Here is a 16,345-nt window from a genome sequence, read left to right on the forward strand (position 1 = left end):
CCTTTCGGGATGGACACGGCGCTAGTCTCCTCCCCCTCTGGGGGAGGTGGCGGCGAAGCCGACGGAGGGGGACTGCAAGTCGCTCGGGTCGCGCCTGGCGAGGGTCAAAGTCCCCCTCAGTCCCTACGGGACAGCTCCCCCAGAAGGGGGAGCATCCGTATTCGCGATCCGTTAGAGAGAAGGGCTAGGCGCCGGCTTCCGCCTTCAGCGCGGCGATCAGCGGCTCCAGCTCGCGCGGGTGGCGCAGGCGGTGCTGCGTCAGGCCGGCGAACTGAGGCTCTGTCAGCATTTCCTCGAACTGCACGCGGCGGCGGGCCCAGGTGTCCCAGGCCCAGCGGATCGGGTGGTCTTTGGAGAACCAGCGGCCGAATTCCTCGCGGTTGCCGGTGCCTTCCCACAGCTCGCGGCCGGTGATCGCGCGCGCGAACGAGCGGCGGATCACCCGGGGCATGATCACCGAGCGGTCGTAGTCCAGCCAGATCAGGCAGGTGGCGCGCGCCCAGACGCGCAGGCGCACCTTGCCGTAGTTGCCGTCGCACACCCAGCGGTCGGCGGCGATCCGCTCGTCCACGCGGCGGACGAACTCCTCAGGCTCATGGGTGTTGAGGTCGCGCCAGCCGGCCTGCCAGTTGATCGCGTCCAGCTCGATGCGCGGAAGCGACAGCTCCCGCTCCAGCCGCTGGGCGAGCGTGGTCTTGCCCGAGCCGGAACTGCCGACCACCGCGACGCGCATCACCCCTCCTGAAGAAAGACGGCGAGGCCGGGCCTGGCCGCCCGGCCGCCGGTTCCTGCTCCAGTTTCGTTAAGTTTGGCGCGCGGTCGAGAGGCGAAACCGGCGGACAACTTCGGCGTCGCGCCTAGGACGTCTTCTCCGCCACGCCCAGTTCGGCCCAGACCTCATCGGTGTTCTCGCCCAGCCGGGGCGGATGGCGGCGGATGTTGGACGGCGATTTCGAGAACTTCACCGGCGGCTTCATGGCGTTGTAGGGGCCGGCGTGCGGGTGCTCATAGGTCTGGAAGAAGTCGACCGCCTTCAGGTGCGGGTCCTCGGGCAGGTCGTCCAGCCGGTTGGTGCGCACCACCGGGATCGACAGCGGCTTCAGGACGTCCAGCCACTCCTGGGTGGTGCGCGTGGCGGTCACCGTCTCCACCAGGGCGTAGAGCTCCTGGATGTGCTTGGCGCGGGTGGCGTAGTCGCAGAAGCGCGGATCCTTGCCGAAGGTGTCGCCCATGCCGGCGGCGGCGAAGAACTGGTCCCACTGCTTATCCGTATACGGAAGAAGGCCGATGTAGCCGTCCTTGGTCTTGTAGGGCTTGCGGTTGGCGTTCATCACCCGCTGGTAGCCCCACTGGCCGATCGAGGGCTCCCAGACGTGGTCATAGAGGTGCTCGACCAGGTTGAAGCTGGTCACGCACTCCAGCATCGGCACCTCGATGAGCTGGCCCTGGCCGGTGCGCTCGCGGTGCAGCAGGCCGGCGGTGATCGCCTGGCACATGAACAGGCCCGAGACCTTGTCGGCCACCAGGGTGGGCAGGATGCGCGGGGTGGGGTTGTCGTCGATCCGGGGAAGCAGGTCGGAGAGGCCCGAAGCCGACTGGATCAGGTCGTCATAGGCCGGCTCGCCCGCATAGGGCCCGTCCGAGCCGTAGCCGGCGGCGTGAACGTAGACGACGTCGGGACGGATCTTCGCCACGTCCTCGTAGCCCAGGCCCAGGCGCTTCAGCCCCTCGTAGCGCACCGAGGCGGCGAATACGTCGCAGGAGGCGATCAGCGCCTCCAGCGCCGGGCGGCTCGCCGGGTCCTTCAGGTCGATCAGCACCGAGCGCTTGTTGCGGTTGATGGTCATGAAGATCGGGCCGAGATCGCGCGGCGCGCCCTCCGGCACGTGGCCGGCCCAGCGCATGATGTCGCCGCCGTCGCCGCGGCCCGAGCCCGGATCCTCCAGCTTGAAGACCTCGGCCCCCTGGTCGCCCAGCATCTGGGTGGCGTAGGCGCCGAACACCACGCTGGTCAGGTCCAGGATGCGGACGCCGGCGAGAGGCCCGGTGGCCTTGGTCTGAAGTTCCTGGGTCTTGCCGGTCATGCGTAAAGGCCTTTCCTCTCCAACTGGGTCTGCTTGAGCCGGGCGACGCCGGCCTTCAGTTCCTTCAAGATCAAGTCTTCCTTCGCCTCCAGCCGGGCGACCGGCCCAGCCACGCCCACGGCGAAGACCCGGCCGAACGCGCCGGGCGGCAGAGGCGCGCCGATCACGCCGGCGCCGACCGAGACGGTGTGCTTGGAAATGGCGTAACCGCGGGCGCGCACCTCGTTGACCCGGCTCATCAGCGCCTCGCGCGAGAGCGGCGGACCGGCGTCCGGCTCGGCGTTGATCCGCCGGCGCAGGCGCTCGATCTCCTCGTCCGACTTGGCGCTCAGCAGGCACCAGCCCAGGCCCGAGGCCGCCAGCGGCCGGCGCGCGCCCGGCGGCACGGAGAACTGCAGAGGCTCGGACGAATGCAACAGGTGCACGTACTGGGCGTGCAGGTCGCTCTGGGTGGCCAGGATCACCGTCTCGCCGGTGGCCGCGCGCAGCCGCTCCATGATCCCCAGGAGCGCCCCGTCGCCGAACAGCGCGTCGGGCACCCAGGCGCCCAGGGCGGCGATGCGCATGGTGGGGAAATAGGTCCTCCGGTCGCGATCGTAGTCCAGGTAGCCCAGGGCCACGAGCGACTTCAGCAGCGCCGACCCGCTGGAGGCCGGATAGCCCAGGCCCTCCAGGATGTCCTTCAGCGCCAGCGGCCGCCGCTCCCGGTCGAACAGCTCCAGGATCTCGAAGGCGCGTTTGGCGGACTTGACCGCGTCCCGATCCATGGAGCTCCCGTAGCGCCGTTGATTTTCAAGGATGTGAAAATTCCATCCACGTATAGGAAATTCTTAGAGCCCGCCTTAGGACTTGGCCAGCGCAAAAAAAGACAACTGTCCGGCGGAGGACGCCCATGAACTTCGAACTCGCCGAAGAGCATCGGATGCTCAAGGACCTGGTGGAGCGCTTCGTGCGCGACGAGCTGATGCCGCTGGAGACGCCGGTCATGGCCCGCGAGGCCGCCGGTCAGGGCGTCTTCCTGACCGCCGAGGAACGCGAGCGGGTGGACGGGATCGCCCGCGACCTCGGCCTGTGGGGCCTGGACGCTCCCGAGGACGTCGGCGGCGTGGACCTGCCGATGGTGGCGCTGGTCGGCGTGAACGAGGCCATGGGCTCGACGGTCACGCCTTACACCCTGCGTCCGGACTCGCCGAACCTGCGCATGCTGATGGCCACGGTGAACGACCAGCAGCGCGAGGCCTATCTGGCGCCCTACGCCCGCGGCGAGACGGTGAGCGCCATCGGCATCTCCGAGCCCGGCGCGGGCGCTGATCCCGCCGGCATGACCACCCGCGCCGTGCGCGACGGCGACGACTGGGTGATCAACGGCCGCAAGATCTGGACGACGCGCGCGGCCGAGGCCGACTTCACCATCGTCATGGCCATCACCGACATGGAGAAGCGCGCCCGTGGCGGCATGAGCGCCTTCCTGGTGGACAAGGGCACGCCGGGCTTCAACGTGCTGCGGCGCATTCCCATGCTCGGGGGCGAATACACCTACGAAGTGGCGCTGGAGGACTGCCGCGTGCCCGGCTGGAAGCTGCTGGGCGTCGAGGGCCAGGGCTTCGCGCCCATGCAGGTGCGGCTCGGCACGCGGCGCATGCAGATGGCCGCCTGGTCGGTCGGCATGGCCCAGCGGGCGCTGGACATGATGTGCGAATACGCGCCTCAGCGCGTCACCTTCGGCCAGCCGCTTTCCCAGCGCCAAGCGGTGCAATGGTGGGCGGCCGACGCGGCCATGAAGATCCACGCCGCGCGGCTGATGACCTATGACTGCGCCTGGAAGCTCGACCAGGGCCGCGACGTGCGCAATGAGATCTCGATGATCAAGGTGTTCGCCACCGAGACCGCCTGGGAGGTCATCGACAACGCCATGCAATGCTTCGGCGCCATGGGCATGACCAAGGAGCTGCCGCTGCAGCTGATGGCCGCGCACGTGCGCAATATGCGAATCTACGACGGGCCTTCCGAAGTCCACCGCATGGTGGTGGCCCGCAACCTGATGGGAACGAAACGATGAGCAAGCCCGACCACCTGAGCGTGACCCGCGACGGCTTCGTCGCGACGGTGGAGATCAACCGCCCGCCGAACAATCACGTCAGCGTGGAGCTGATGCGCGATCTGGCCGACGAGCTGGGAAAGCTGGATGCGGACAATGGCTGCCGCGCCATCGTGCTGTGCTCGGCCGGCAAGCCGTTCTGCGCCGGCGCGGACCTGGTCAGCCCGCAGGGCATCGGCGGCTCGGGCATGAGCGGCATCGCCCCGCTCTACGACCAGGCGGTGCGCCTGTTCTCGGTGGAAAAGCCGGTGGTGGCGGCGGTGCAGGGCGCGGCCGTGGGCGCGGGCCTGGGCCTGGCGCTGGTGGCCGACTTCCGCGTGGCCGCGCCCGAGGCGCGCTTCACCGCCAACTTCGTCAAGCTGGGCTTCCACCCGGGCTTCGGCCTGACCTACACCCTGCCCCGGCTGATCGGCCATCAGCGGGCCGAACTGATGTTCCTGACCGGACGGCGCATCAAGGCCGACGAGGCCCTGGCCTGGGGCCTGGTGGACGAGGTCGCGCCCCTCGAGGCGCTGCGCGAGCGGGCCCACGCCCTGGCCGCCGAGATCGCCGAAAACGCGCCGCTGGCGGTGGTGGCCACCCGCAAGACCCTGCGCGGCGAGGTCGCCGCCGCCGTGCGCGCCCAGACCGCCCACGAGCACGAGCAGCAGGCCATCCTGCGCGTCACCGAGGACTTCGCCGAGGGCGTGCGCGCCGTCCAGGAGCGCCGGCCGGGCGTTTTCGTCGGCCGCTGATCTTCAAGCCCCGTCCCCTACCGCCGCCCGGCGAGGCCGCCCGTCCCAGACGGCGCGGCCCGTCCGCATGCGTGCAGGCTTAACCTTGAATCCGGGCTGCGGCGTCGCCATATGCGCCTTGTCCCACCTGCCCTGGGACGCTCCACGCCGCAGAAGCTGAAGTATTCGTCGATAACCTTGTCGACGACTATTTCATGACGAGAACACGTCAGCGCGGAGACTTTATTGCGCCGCGATATCGCACCAGCGAAACATCTAGTCGGCGCAACTAATCTTGTCGCCGCCCTTGAACTATTCGCGAGGTGTGGCATTTTGTCCAAGTTGGGGGGCGAATCAGAGCCGCCTCGGCTTCGCAATTTGTTGCGGAGATCATTCGATGAATTTGGAGTCCGTTTCGTCTGTCCGCGTCCAACGCGACCTGAGCCTGCTGAAGATGGCCAAGCCGCTGAGCCGCTACGCCTTCAGCCTGCAGTCTGATCCGAACGAGGCCTACTTCCTCGTGCATGAGGCGCTGCACGCGGCCTTCCAGCGCGACCCCGACGACGGCGCATTCACCGAGACCGCCCTGCGCATGGATATCGAGCGGAGCTTCAGCTCCAGGCGGGCGTGAGGCGCCCGACTTCGCGGCGCCGGCGGCCGACGCGCAGAAATCCGCCCGCGGCTTGACTTCAATCAACGCGTCCCGCGCGATCCGGCGGCGGCATGGAGCAAGCTTGGAGGCGCCCATGTCTGACCCTACCCCGGCCAACGTTCCGCAGGCCCCGGCCGAGACGGCCGTCCGCAACCTGTGGGAGGGCTACGAGCTGTGGAAGAGCGGCTGCGAGCTCTGGATGGACTACCTTTCGGCCCTGCCCGGCCTGCGCTCGCCCGCCGACCTGATGGACCTGAACACCCGCTTCGTCGCCCGCAGCCTCAGCCTGTCCGGCTTCGCCTCGGGAGAGCTCCTGAAGGACGCGGGCCTGAACCAGCCGTTGCTCTGCGACGAGTGCTGAGCCCCGCTCAGCGACCGAGCTCCTCCAGCCGCCGCTTCAGCGCCATGGCGTCCCACCAGGCGTTGTGCTCGACCGCGTCCGGCAGGCTGGAGGGATAGGTCTCCAGGTGGATGATCGAAAAGCTCAGGCCCGGGATTTTCACCATGCGGCCGGGCCCGATCACGATCAGCCGGCAGAACAGGGCGATGTCCTCGGGCCAGTCGGCGACCACGTGAGGCGCCTCGTCGCCCGCCAGGAAGGCGCCAATGTCCTCGGCGGCCTCCAGGCGCGTCCAGCGGCGCGGCTCGAACGGGCACGACCACAGGATCGGCAGCACGTGCTCGGCCGTCCACGGATCGGCCGGGTCCGGCGGGTCGAACGCGTAGTAGACCGACTCCCCGTCCTCCCGCACCAGGCCCAGGCTGATCAGCGCCCCGCAGAAGCCGTTGAACTCGGTGTCGAGAAAATACCGCAGAGCCGGCCCCCTCCCCGCGCCTAGGCGGCCTGCGCTTCGCGGGCGCGACGCTTGACCTGACGCACTTCGGCGAGCTGGCCCTTGAGGATCTCCAGCGCGTCCGCCTCGGCCTCGCTCAGCCCGTCGAGCTTGAGGTGGTCGATCAGGACCTCAAGGGCGTCGCCGATCCGGCCAAGCTGGCGGCCGTAGCTGCCCACCTCGTCGAGCACCGCCTGCTCGATCTCCGGATGCGGCGTCTGGCCAAGGTCGATGTTGATCAGGCCGAACTGCGCGCCCTGCTGGTAGAAGGTCCAAGGATTGATCGCCTGCCAGAGCTTCTGCGGCGCCACGGAGAATTGGAACGATTTCGACATGCTCGCCTCCAGGTCGCGGCGAGCTTAGGCCGGGACCGGCCGGCGGTCACGCGCGGCGGGCGGCCGACAGGGTGTCCGTCACCCCAAGGCAGATCATGAGCTGGCCGGCGTAGTAGAGCCCCCAGATCGCCAGGCCGATCCAGGCCGCGCCGGCGAGCGGCCCGCCACGGGCGAAGATCAGCAGGTCCGAGGCCGTGAACATCACCGCGCCCAGGCCGGTCCGCAGGCGCGGGAAGCGGCTGGTCCAGGCGCAGGCGGCCATCAGCGACACGCCCAGGGCGTAGACCACGACGCCGGGGATCATCTTCGGATCGCCGATCAGGCCGGCGGCGATCAGCGCCGTCGCCGGGGGCAACACCCCGGCCAGCGCCTTCTGGGTGAGGGTCAGCCTGGGGCGGCGGTTGCGCAGATAGAGGCCGATGGCCACCAGATGGCCCGCCAGGAAGGCCAGGGCCCCGACGACCAGGCCCGCGGCGTCCAGGAGCACGTCGCCCAGGGCGCCCAGCGCCATCACCAGCGCGATCAGCCAGCCGTCCAGCGTGCGGGCGCGCAGGCCCGCGTAGACCGCCAGCAGGGCGACGCCGGCGCCCTTCCAGGCGATCTCCAGCGCCGGCGCCAGGCCCAGGTTCCAGGAGGCGACATAGCTGACGCCGGCGAGCACGGACAGGAAGAGCGCGCCGCGGCCCAGCGCCCCAGATTGCGTCACGTCGTTTCCCCCCTCGGACGCCGATCCGTCCGGACGGGGCAGACTAGCAGGCCGCCGCGCGGGGAAAAGGCCCGCGCGGCGAAGCATCAGACAAGGCCGACGAGCTTGGCGGTCTGCCAGGAGGCGAGCAGCAGCACCAGGCCGCCCACCAGCCAGGTCATGGCGCGCACCGGGGCGACCTTGACCACGTAGCCGGCCACGGGCGCGGCGGCCAGGCCCCCGACGATCAGGCCGGCGATGGCCGTGGCGTGGGCGACCACGCCCTCGGCGTCGTCCCAGTGGCCGGTGAGCAGCGCCGCCAGGAAGGTCGCCGAGATCGCGGCGGTGACGAAGAACTCGGCGGTGTTGACCGTGCCGATGCTGGTGCGCGGGTCAGCGCCCGAACCGACCATGGCGCTGGTCACCGTGGGCCCCCAGCCGCCGCCGCCCACGGCGTCGAGGAAACCGCCGACGAGGCCGAGCGGGCTGGCCCACTTGCGCGGAAACGGATTGGGCCTGGCCGCGCGGAAGGCGCGATAGAGGATCAGCGCGCCCATCAGCGCCAGATAGCCGGTGATGAACGGCTTGATCACCGCCCCGTCGATGGAGGTGAGGACGAAGGCGCCCAAGGCGCCGCCCAGCACGCCGCCCAGCGCCAGGCGCGCGAAGAGCTTCCAGTTGACGTTCTTGTGCACCGCATGGGAGCCGGCCGAGGCGGCGGTGGTGAAGACCTCGGCGGCGTGGACGCTGGCCGAGGCGGTGGCCGGCGGCACGCCGAAGGCCAGCAGCACGGTGGACGAGATCACGCCGTAGGCCATGCCCAGGGCGCCGTCGACGATCTGCGCCAGGAAACCCACGAACGCGAACAGGGTGAAGTCGGCCATCGGCGAGGCTCCGTATCAGTCGCCTGACCGTGTACTTTAATTCCTATTAGATCGATAGAGATTAAGTGGTAACGCCTAGAGGGATTCTAAAGCCGCGGGCGAGCGGCTGGCGGCCTCCAGGGTCCAGCCTTCCAGCACGGCCGCGACCGCGTCGCGGGCCTTCACCAGCGCCGGGCGGATCGGGCAGTCCTCGACCGTGGGACAGGTCTCGCAGGGGCGATAGGCGGTGCGCGAGGCGCAGGGCGCCAGGGCGAGCGGACCGTCCAGGGCGCGTATCACGTCGGCGAAGCTGGTCTCGGCCGCCGGCCGGGCGAGCGCATAGCCGCCGAAGCGGCCGCGGGTGCTGACCAGCAGGCGGCCGCGCTTCAGCTCGAGCAGGATAGCCTCGAGGAACTTGCGCGGCGCGGCGGCGCCTTCGGCGATCTCGGCGATCGAGGCCGGCCCGTCCGCCGGGCGGCCGGCCAGATAGACAAGGGCGCGAAGCGCGTAGCGGGCCCGCTGGGAAAGCATGGCCCATCAGTAGAGCGGCGACGCCCGCCGCGCCAGTCAGGCCCGGCCCAAGGCCGCGGCCTCGCGGGCGAGGGCGGTGATCCGGTCCCAGTCGCCGGCGCGCACGGCGTCGGCGGGCGCCACCCAGCTTCCGCCCACGCAGACCACGTTGGGCAGGGCCAGATAGTCCGGCGCGGTCCTGGCGTCGACGCCGCCGGTGGGACAGAAGCGCGCCTGGGCGAAGGGGCTGGCGAACGCCTTCAGCGCCGCCGGGCCGCCGACCACGTTGGCCGGGAACAGCTTGAAGTACTCGAACCCGGCCGCGAGCCCGGCCATCAGCTCGGTGGCCGTGGCGATTCCCGGCAACAAGGGAACCGGCCCCTCGGCGGTCTCCCCGGCGATCAGGCCCGGACTGACGGCGAACCGCGCGCCGGCGTCGGCGACGGCCTGGCGCGCCGAGGCGGTGGTGACCGTGCCCGCGCCCACCACCGCGCCTTCCACCGCGTTCATCCGCTCGATCGCCTCGATGGCGGCCGGCGTGCGCAAGGTGACCTCCAGGGCGCGCAGCCCGCCGGCCACCAGCGCGCGGGCCAGCGGCTCGGCGTGGCCTGGATCTTCGATGATCAGCACCGGGACGACCGGCGCCAGGCGCAGGATATCCTCAAGGGTCACAGCCGCATGCCTTTCTGCCGCTGAAGCTCGCGCGCGGCCCCGACCAGCGCGGCATAGGGGTGGACGATCAGGGTGGTCGGGATCGCCTTGACGTAGTCGGACATGCGGCCCTTGTCCTCGAACCGCCGGCGGAAGCCGCCCGCCTCCAGCCGCTCGACCATCCGCGGGGCGATGCCGCCGGTGATGAACACCCCGCCGCGCGCGCCGAAGGTGAGGGCCACATCGCCGGCCACGCTTCCCAGGATCTCGCAGAAGCGGTCCAGGGTGCGGCCGGCCAGGGAATCGCCGTCCAGCGCCGCCATGAACACCGCCTTCTCGTCGGCCAGCGGGGCCTGCGCGCCCTCGATGTCGGCCAGGGCGCCGTAGAGATCGTAAAGCCCGGCGCCCGACAGGATGCGCTCGCGCGAGACGCGGCCGAAGCGCGCCTTGAGCCGGCGCCAGACCTCGACCTCCACCTCGTCATAGGGCGCGAAGGCCGCGTGGCCGCCCTCGGTGGCGAGCGGCACGTCGACCAGCCCGGAGCGCGCCAGCCCGGCCACGCCGAAGCCGGTGCCCGCGCCCAGCACGGCGACGGGCGCGTCTTCCGCCCCGCGCAGCTCCGGACCGATGCGGCGCAGGTCGTCCGGCTCCAGCAGCGGGGCGGCCAGCGCCTGGGCGGCGAAATCGTTGATCAGGGTGACCGCCTCGAACTCGAAGGCGCCCACCAGCTCGGTCTCCGAGACCACCCAGGACAGGTTGGTGAACTCGGTCTCGCCGTCGATCACCGGGCCGGCCACGGCGATGGCCGCGCGCGGCGGGCGCAGCCGCCCGGCGCTGCCTTCAATGTACTCGGCGATGATCTCCGACAGCGAGCCGAAGTCGGCGCAATGATAGCTCTTGGGCGACTTGAGCCGGCCTTCTTCGTCCACCAGGGCGAGGCGGGCGTTGGTTCCGCCCACGTCGCCCACCAGCCCCTGATGCTCCCCCTTCACGCCGCAGCCTCGAACAGCACGCTGGCGCCCTCGTCGGCGCGGCCGGCGGCCTGCCGCATCCAGCCGAACAGCTCACGGCCGTAGCCGCGCCCCGGCGGCGGCCGGCCCGCAGCGGTCCGCGACCGGAGCTCGGCCGGCTCGACCTTGATCTCCAGGGTCCCGGCATGGGCGTCCAGGCTGATCACGTCGCCGTCGCGCACGAAGGCCAGCGGGCCGCCGTCAACGGCCTCGGGCGTCACGTGGATCGCCGCGGACACCTTGCCCGACGCGCCCGACATGCGCCCGTCGGTGACCAGCGCCACCTTGTGGCCGCGGTCGAGCAGCACCGAAAGCGTGGGCGTGAGACTGTGGAGTTCGGGCATGCCGTTGGCCTTGGGTCCCTGGAAGCGGACGACGCAGATGAAGTCGCGGTCGAGCTCGCCGCGCTTGAAGGCGGCGATCACCTCGTCCTGGTCGTCGAACACGATGGCCGGCGCCTCGACGCGCAGGTGCTCGGGCTTGACCGCCGAGGTCTTGATCACCGCCCGGCCGAGGCCGCCCTCCAGGAGGCGCAATCCGCCCTCGGACTGGAAGGGATCGTCCACCGGCCGCAGGAGCTCGCGGTTCAGCGACACGGCCGGCCCCTCGCGCCAGACGAGGCGGCCGTCCTCCAGGAACGGCTCGGTCTGATAGCGGCGCAGGCCGCCGCCGGCCACGGTCGTCACGTCGTCATGGGCCAGGCCCGCGTCCAGGAGCTGGCGGATGATGAAGGCCATGCCGCCGGCCGCGTGGAAGGCGTTCACGTCCTCCGAGCCGTTGGGATAGACCCGCGCCAGCAGCGGCGTCACCCGCGACAGGTCGTCGAAATCCTGCCAGGTCAGGATGACGCCGGCGGCCCGGGCCATGGCCAGGATGTGCAGGGTGTGGTTGGTCGACCCGCCCGTCGCCATCAGGCCGGCGATCGCGTTCACCAGGCTCTTCTCGTTCACCACCTCGCCCATCGGCGCATAGGCGTTGGTTCCCTGGGCGATCTCCACCGCGCGCCTGGGAGCGGCGGCGGTCAGGGCGTCGCGCAGCGGCGTGTTCGGCGTGATGAAGGCCGAGCCGGGCAGGTGCAGGCCGGTCATCTCCATCATCATCTGGTTGGAGTTGGCGGTGCCGTAGAAGGTGCAGGTGCCCGGCCCGTGGTAGGACTTCATCTCGGAGTCCAGCAGCTCCTCGCGGGTGACCTTGCCCTCGGCGTAGAGCGCCCGCACGTGCGCCTTCTCCTTGTTGGAGATGCCCGAGGTCATCGGCCCGGCTGGCACGAAGATCACCGGCAGGTGGCCGAAGGCCAGGCCGCCGATCACCAGCCCCGGCACGATCTTGTCGCAGACGCCCAGCAGCAGGGCCGCGTCGAAGGCGTCGTGGGTCAGGGCCACGGCCGTCGACATGGCGATCACGTCCCGCGAGAACAGCGACAGCTCCATCCCCGGCCGGCCCTGGGTGACGCCGTCGCACATGGCCGGAACCCCGCCGGCCACCTGGGCCGTGGCGTGCGCCTTGTGCGCGGCGGCGCGGATGATGTCGGGAAAGCGCTCGAACGGCTGATGCGCCGAGAGCATGTCGTTGTAGGCGGTGACGATGGCGATGTTGGGCGCGGTCGGGTCGCGCATGCGCACCTTGTCGCCGTCCGGGCTGGCGGCGAAGGCGTGGGCGAAGTTGGCGCATGACAGCTTGGCCCGGCCTGGGCCCGAGCGGCGCGCTTCCTCGATCCGCGCCAGATAGTCGGCGCGCGTGTCGCGGCTGCGTTCGATGATCCGCTCGGTGACCTCGGCGACAACGGGATGCATGGCGACAGTCCTCCTCACGGCGACCAGATGATGCGAACCGGCGTTTCGGTCTGCTGGACGATGGCGCGCACGGGATAGTCCGCCCCGCCCGCCGCCGCGCGCAGAACCTCGCGTTTGGCCTCCCCGGCCACGGTGATCAAGATGGCGCGGGCCTTGAGCAGCGCCGCACGCGTCATTGTGATCCGGGCCAGCGGCGGCGAACCGACCCCTGCCGGAACGCCCAGCAGCACGCGATCGCTGTCCGGGTCCATGCCGGCCTCCAGGACGGGGCTGCCCGGAATCAGCGAGGCGATGTGGCCGTCGTCGCCCATGCCCAGATGGACCACGTCGGCCGGAACCAGCGCGCGGGCCACGGGCTCGGCGGCCAGGGCGGCGGCTTCGGGACTGTCCGCCGCCGAGTAGAGCGGCGCGAAGATCGAACGCGCGGCCGGCCCCACGCGCAGATGGGCGTTCACCAGGGCGGCGTTGGACGCCTCGTGATCGGGCGGCACGAAGCGGTCGTCCGACAGGGTGACCACCACCCGCGTCCAGTCGAGCGCCGCATGGGCCAGGCGGTCGTAGACCGGGCCGGGCGAGCGCCCGCCGGTGGCCACGAAGACCGCCCGGCCGCGCAGGCCCAGCGCCCGCGACAGGTGGTCGGCGATGAAGGCCGCGGCGGCGTCCGCGGCCGAGGTCTGGTTGGAGAAGGCCTCGATCATCTCGGCTCCTTAACGCGCCATAGCCGCAGGGCGCTTCATGGGCGGGTCAGCGGCGGGGCGTGTGGGCGAGTCTCAGGATGTTGGCCGCCCCCGGCGAGCCCATCGGCAGGCCGGCCAGGATCAGCACGCGGCGGCCCGGCGGCGCCACGCCGTGGGAGGCGGCCTCGCCCACGGCCACATGCGCCAGGGATTCCGGATCGTTCGGCTGGTCGACCACCCGCGGCTCCACGCCCCACACCAGGCCCAGCCGCCGGGCCGTGGGCAGGCTGGGCGTCAACGCCAGGGTGGGCTGCAGCGGGCGCTCCCGGGCGAGCCGCAGCGCGGTCTGGCCGGTGGTGGTGAAGGCCACCAGGCAGGCGATGTCGGCCACCTCGGCGGCCTTGGAGGCGGCGCTGACCAGGGCGTCGGCGTCGCTCTCGTCGTGCGGATACTCCGCGCGCATCAGCTCGGGCCAGCGCGGGTCGAGCTCCACGCGCTCGATGATGCGGTCCATCATCGCCACCGCCTCCACCGGATAGTCGCCTGCGGCGGTCTCAGCCGACAGCATCACCGCGTCGGCGCCCTCGTACACCGCCCCAGCCACGTCGGAGGCCTCCGCCCGGGTGGGCGTGGGCGAATGGATCATCGATTCCAGCATTTGGGTGGCGACGATCACCGGCAGGCCGCGCAGCCGGGCGGCGCGCACCAGCGTCTTCTGCGCCACCGGCACCTCCTCGGGCGCCAGCTCCACGCCCAGGTCGCCGCGGGCCACCATCACCGCCTGGGTCAGGTCGAGGATCTCGTCCAGCGCATCCAGGGCGGCGGGCTTTTCGATCTTGGCCAGCACGCCGGCCCGGCCCTGCACGATCTGGCGCAGCTCGGCCATGTCTGAGGCGCGCTGGACGAAGGAGAGCGCCACCCAGTCGACCCCCTGGTCCAGCGCGAAGGCCAGGTCCTCGCGGTCCTTGGCGGTGAGCGCCGGGATCGGAATGGCCAGGCCCGGCAGGTTCAGGCCCTTGTGGTTGGAGAGCCGGTCGCCCGCCACCACTGTGGTGTTGGCGAAGTCCGCCCCGTGCTCGACCACCCGCAGCCGCACCTTGCCGTCGTCCAGCAGGACGTCGGCGCCGACCCTCAAGGCCGCGAACACCTCCGGGTGCGGAACGCAGACGCGCGCGGCGTCGCCCGGCGCCGGATTGGTGTCGAGCCGGAAGTCCTGGCCAGGCTTCAGGCGCACCGCCTCGTCGACGAATTCGCCCAGCCGCAGCTTGGGGCCCTGCAGGTCGGCCAGCACGGCGAGCGGCCGGCCCACCGACTTTTCGGCGGCGCGCACCGCGGCGATGGCCCGGGCGTGCATCACATGCGCGCCATGACTGAAATTCACGCGAAACACGTCCGCGCCGGCGCGGGCCAGGGCGACGACCTTGTCGGGAGCGGCGCTGGCCGGGCCCAGTGTGGCCACAATGCGGGCACGGCGAGACCGAATCATTGAAGCTCCATAAGGTCTTGCGGATGCACGCTGGCGATCGGCGCGGCAAACCGCGACGCGGATCAAACCACGGTAGAAGACGTTCTAGCGCCGTCGAGCACAAGGGGCTGCGGCCGACGTCTCCGACACAGCGAGGACCCGTCCCGTGACGCAAACGCTTGACCTCTTTCCCATCGGCAACTGCCTGGCCAGCGCCCTGATCGATCGGCAAGGACGGTTCGTATGGGCCTGCGCGCCCCGGGTGGACGGCGACCCGGTGTTCTCGGCCCTGCTGCAGGACGCCGATCCGGCGGCGGCGGAAGGCCTCGGCCACTGGTCGATCGACGTCGAGGGCCTGGCCCACGTGCACCAGGCCTACGACCGCAACACGCCGATCCTGCGCACCGAGCTGACCGACAAGGATGGCGCCTGCCTGGAGATCATCGACTTCGCGCCGCGCTACCGTCAGTTCGGCCGCATCTATCGGCCGCTGGCCTTCATCCGCATGGTGCGGCCGATCTCCGGCACGCCGCGCATCCGCATCCGCCTGCGGCCCACGGCCGACTGGGGCGAGCGCCCGGCCCGCCGCACCTCCGGCTCCAACCACATCCGCTACGTCGGGGGCGGAGCGACCCTTCGGCTGACCACCGACTGTCCGGTCTCGCACATCGAGGCGGAACGGACGTTCCGCCTGGAAGAGCCCATCGCCATGTTCCTGGGCCCGGACGAAGGCTTCGACGCCGACGTAGCCGCCACCGCCCAGCGCATGCTGACCGAGACCACCAACTACTGGCGCGCCTGGGTGCGCACCCTGTCGGTGCCGCTGGAATGGCAGGAGGCGGTGATCCGCTCGGCCATCACCCTGAAGCTGTGCGCCTACGAGGAGACCGGCGCCATCGTCGCGGCCCTGACCACCTCGATCCCGGAGCATCCGCCCGAGAACGGCGACCAGGGCCGCAACTGGGACTACCGCTACTGCTGGCTGCGCGACGCCTACTACGTGGTGCAGGCGCTGAACCGGCTAGGCGCGGCCGACATCCTGGAGAACTATCTCGGCTACCTGCGCAACCTGGTGGACGAAGCCAGCGGCGGGCACATCCAGCCGGTCTACGGGGTGGGCCTGGAGCCGGCGCTGACCGAGCGCTTCGCCGAGCACCTGCCCGGCTATCGCGGCATGGGGCCGGTGCGGATCGGCAACCAGGCGCACGAACACCTGCAACATGACGTGTACGGACAGATCATCCTGTCCAGCGTGCAGGCCTTCTTCGACGAGCGGCTGCTGCGGCCCGCCACCATCGACGACTTCCGCGCCCTGGAGCCGGTGGCGCAGCGGGCCTTCGAGCTGCACGACAAGCCCGACGCCAGCCTCTGGGAGTTCCGCGGGCGCGAGGCGGTGCACACCTATTCGGCGGTCATGTGCTGGGCCGCGTGCGACCGCATGGGCAACGCCGCCGAGCGGCTGGGCCTGCGCGAGCGCGCCGACTTCTGGAACGGCCGGGCGGCGATCATCCGCGCCACCATCGAGGAGCGCGCCTACAACAAGGCGCTCGGCCGCTTCGCCTCGACCTTCGACGGCGAGGCGCTGGACGCCAGCCTGCTGCAGCTTGTGGACGTGCGCTTCATCCCGGCGGACGATCCGCGGATGATGGCCACGATCCAGGCGCTGGAGACCGGCCTGCGGCGCGGACCCTACATGCTGCGCTACGCCATTCCCGACGACTTCGGCGAGCCGAAGACGGCCTTCAACATCTGCACCTTCTGGCTGATCGAGGCGCTGCACATGTGCGGCCGCGTCGAGGAGGCGCGCGGCTTGTTCGAGGAGATGCTGGGGAGGCGCACGGCCGCGGGCCTGCTCTCCGAGGACATCTCCCTCGACGGGGCCGAGCTGTGGGGCAACTACCCGCAGACCTATTCGCTGGTGGGCCTGATCAATTGCGCGGGCCTGCTCTCCAAGCCTTGGACCTCGGTGCGCTGAA

18 protein-coding genes are annotated in these 16,345 nt (G+C 70.7%); 5 read left to right on the forward strand and 13 right to left on the reverse strand.

The genetic code is table 11. The features are described from left to right. Window positions 1-184: 184 nt before the first annotated feature. From ACE3TA_RS10640 to ACE3TA_RS10650, 3 genes are all read right to left on the reverse strand, one after another. A complete protein-coding gene (locus tag ACE3TA_RS10640) occupies window positions 185-733 on the reverse strand; it encodes a hypothetical protein (protein WP_374573368.1) in 549 nt (182 codons plus the stop codon). Between the two features lie 124 nt (window positions 734-857). Further along, window positions 858-2,084 carry a CaiB/BaiF CoA transferase family protein gene (locus ACE3TA_RS10645; RefSeq protein ID WP_374573370.1) on the reverse strand — a complete coding sequence of 409 codons (1,227 nt, stop codon included), beginning with the start codon at window positions 2,082-2,084 and terminating at the stop codon, window positions 858-860. Next, window positions 2,081-2,851, reverse strand: coding sequence for an IclR family transcriptional regulator (locus ACE3TA_RS10650; protein WP_374573372.1), 771 nt, complete (start codon window positions 2,849-2,851; stop codon window positions 2,081-2,083). Before ACE3TA_RS10650 ends, ACE3TA_RS10645 begins: the two co-directional genes overlap by 4 nt. A 125-nt stretch (window positions 2,852-2,976) precedes the next feature. Between ACE3TA_RS10650 and ACE3TA_RS10655 the strand changes: the two genes are divergently transcribed. From ACE3TA_RS10655 to ACE3TA_RS10670, 4 genes are all read left to right on the forward strand, one after another. Continuing rightward, window positions 2,977-4,143, forward strand: coding sequence for an acyl-CoA dehydrogenase family protein (locus tag ACE3TA_RS10655; RefSeq protein ID WP_374573374.1), 1,167 nt, complete (start codon window positions 2,977-2,979; stop codon window positions 4,141-4,143). Next, window positions 4,140-4,916 (forward strand): enoyl-CoA hydratase/isomerase family protein, encoded by a 777-nt coding sequence (locus ACE3TA_RS10660; RefSeq protein ID WP_374573376.1) that lies wholly within the window; start codon window positions 4,140-4,142, stop codon window positions 4,914-4,916. The genes ACE3TA_RS10655 and ACE3TA_RS10660 overlap by 4 nt, the downstream gene beginning before the upstream one ends. 376 nt (window positions 4,917-5,292) lie before the next feature. Beyond that, window positions 5,293-5,526 (forward strand): hypothetical protein, encoded by a 234-nt coding sequence (locus ACE3TA_RS10665; protein WP_374573378.1) that lies wholly within the window; start codon window positions 5,293-5,295, stop codon window positions 5,524-5,526. A gap of 115 nt (window positions 5,527-5,641) precedes the next feature. Next, window positions 5,642-5,908, forward strand: coding sequence for a hypothetical protein (locus tag ACE3TA_RS10670; protein WP_374573380.1), 267 nt, complete (start codon window positions 5,642-5,644; stop codon window positions 5,906-5,908). A gap of 7 nt (window positions 5,909-5,915) precedes the next feature. Here the strand turns inward: ACE3TA_RS10670 and ACE3TA_RS10675 are convergent, their stop codons facing one another. The 10 genes from ACE3TA_RS10675 to pyk all read right to left on the reverse strand — a co-directional run bounded on the left by ACE3TA_RS10675 (window position 5,916) and on the right by pyk (window position 14,390). Further along, complete coding sequence (locus ACE3TA_RS10675; RefSeq protein WP_374573382.1) at window positions 5,916-6,299, reverse strand: hypothetical protein; 384 nt, start codon at window positions 6,297-6,299, stop codon at window positions 5,916-5,918. A gap of 83 nt (window positions 6,300-6,382) precedes the next feature. After that, window positions 6,383-6,715 carry a hypothetical protein gene (locus tag ACE3TA_RS10680; RefSeq protein WP_374573384.1) on the reverse strand — a complete coding sequence of 111 codons (333 nt, stop codon included), beginning with the start codon at window positions 6,713-6,715 and terminating at the stop codon, window positions 6,383-6,385. A gap of 46 nt (window positions 6,716-6,761) precedes the next feature. Further along, a complete protein-coding gene (locus ACE3TA_RS10685; RefSeq protein ID WP_374573386.1) occupies window positions 6,762-7,421 on the reverse strand; it encodes a lysoplasmalogenase family protein in 660 nt (219 codons plus the stop codon). An 86-nt stretch (window positions 7,422-7,507) separates the two neighbouring features. Beyond that, the gene (locus ACE3TA_RS10690; RefSeq protein ID WP_374573388.1) at window positions 7,508-8,284 is read right to left on the reverse strand and encodes a sulfite exporter TauE/SafE family protein; all 777 of its coding nucleotides are present in this window, start codon (window positions 8,282-8,284) and stop codon (window positions 7,508-7,510) included. 75 nt (window positions 8,285-8,359) lie between these two features. After that, complete coding sequence (locus ACE3TA_RS10695) at window positions 8,360-8,794, reverse strand: Rrf2 family transcriptional regulator (RefSeq protein WP_374573390.1); 435 nt, start codon at window positions 8,792-8,794, stop codon at window positions 8,360-8,362. Window positions 8,795-8,830: 36 nt separating this feature from the next. Next, window positions 8,831-9,445, reverse strand: coding sequence for a bifunctional 4-hydroxy-2-oxoglutarate aldolase/2-dehydro-3-deoxy-phosphogluconate aldolase (eda, locus tag ACE3TA_RS10700; RefSeq protein WP_374573392.1), 615 nt, complete (start codon window positions 9,443-9,445; stop codon window positions 8,831-8,833). Then, window positions 9,442-10,416 (reverse strand): glucokinase, encoded by a 975-nt coding sequence (gene glk / locus ACE3TA_RS10705; protein WP_374573395.1) that lies wholly within the window; start codon window positions 10,414-10,416, stop codon window positions 9,442-9,444. The genes eda and glk overlap by 4 nt, the downstream gene beginning before the upstream one ends. Next, the gene (gene edd, locus ACE3TA_RS10710) at window positions 10,413-12,227 is read right to left on the reverse strand and encodes a phosphogluconate dehydratase (RefSeq protein ID WP_374573397.1); all 1,815 of its coding nucleotides are present in this window, start codon (window positions 12,225-12,227) and stop codon (window positions 10,413-10,415) included. Before edd ends, glk begins: the two co-directional genes overlap by 4 nt. Before the next feature lie 14 nt (window positions 12,228-12,241). Continuing rightward, window positions 12,242-12,925, reverse strand: a complete 684-nt coding sequence (pgl, locus tag ACE3TA_RS10715) for a 6-phosphogluconolactonase (RefSeq protein WP_374573399.1) — start codon at window positions 12,923-12,925, stop codon at window positions 12,242-12,244. Between the two features lie 46 nt (window positions 12,926-12,971). After that, on the reverse strand, window positions 12,972-14,390 hold the full coding sequence (gene pyk / locus ACE3TA_RS10720; RefSeq protein ID WP_374573401.1) for a pyruvate kinase: 1,419 nt from the start codon (window positions 14,388-14,390) through the stop codon (window positions 12,972-12,974). A gap of 145 nt (window positions 14,391-14,535) precedes the next feature. Here pyk and ACE3TA_RS10725 point away from each other — a divergent pair, with 145 nt between their 5' ends. Further along, window positions 14,536-16,344: a glycoside hydrolase family 15 protein gene (locus ACE3TA_RS10725; protein ID WP_374573403.1), complete on the forward strand. Its 1,809-nt coding sequence runs from the start codon at window positions 14,536-14,538 to the stop codon at window positions 16,342-16,344. Window position 16,345: the final 1 nt, after the last annotated feature.

It is taken from the genome of Phenylobacterium sp. (assembly GCF_041916435.1).
Classification (GTDB): domain Bacteria; phylum Pseudomonadota; class Alphaproteobacteria; order Caulobacterales; family Caulobacteraceae; genus Phenylobacterium.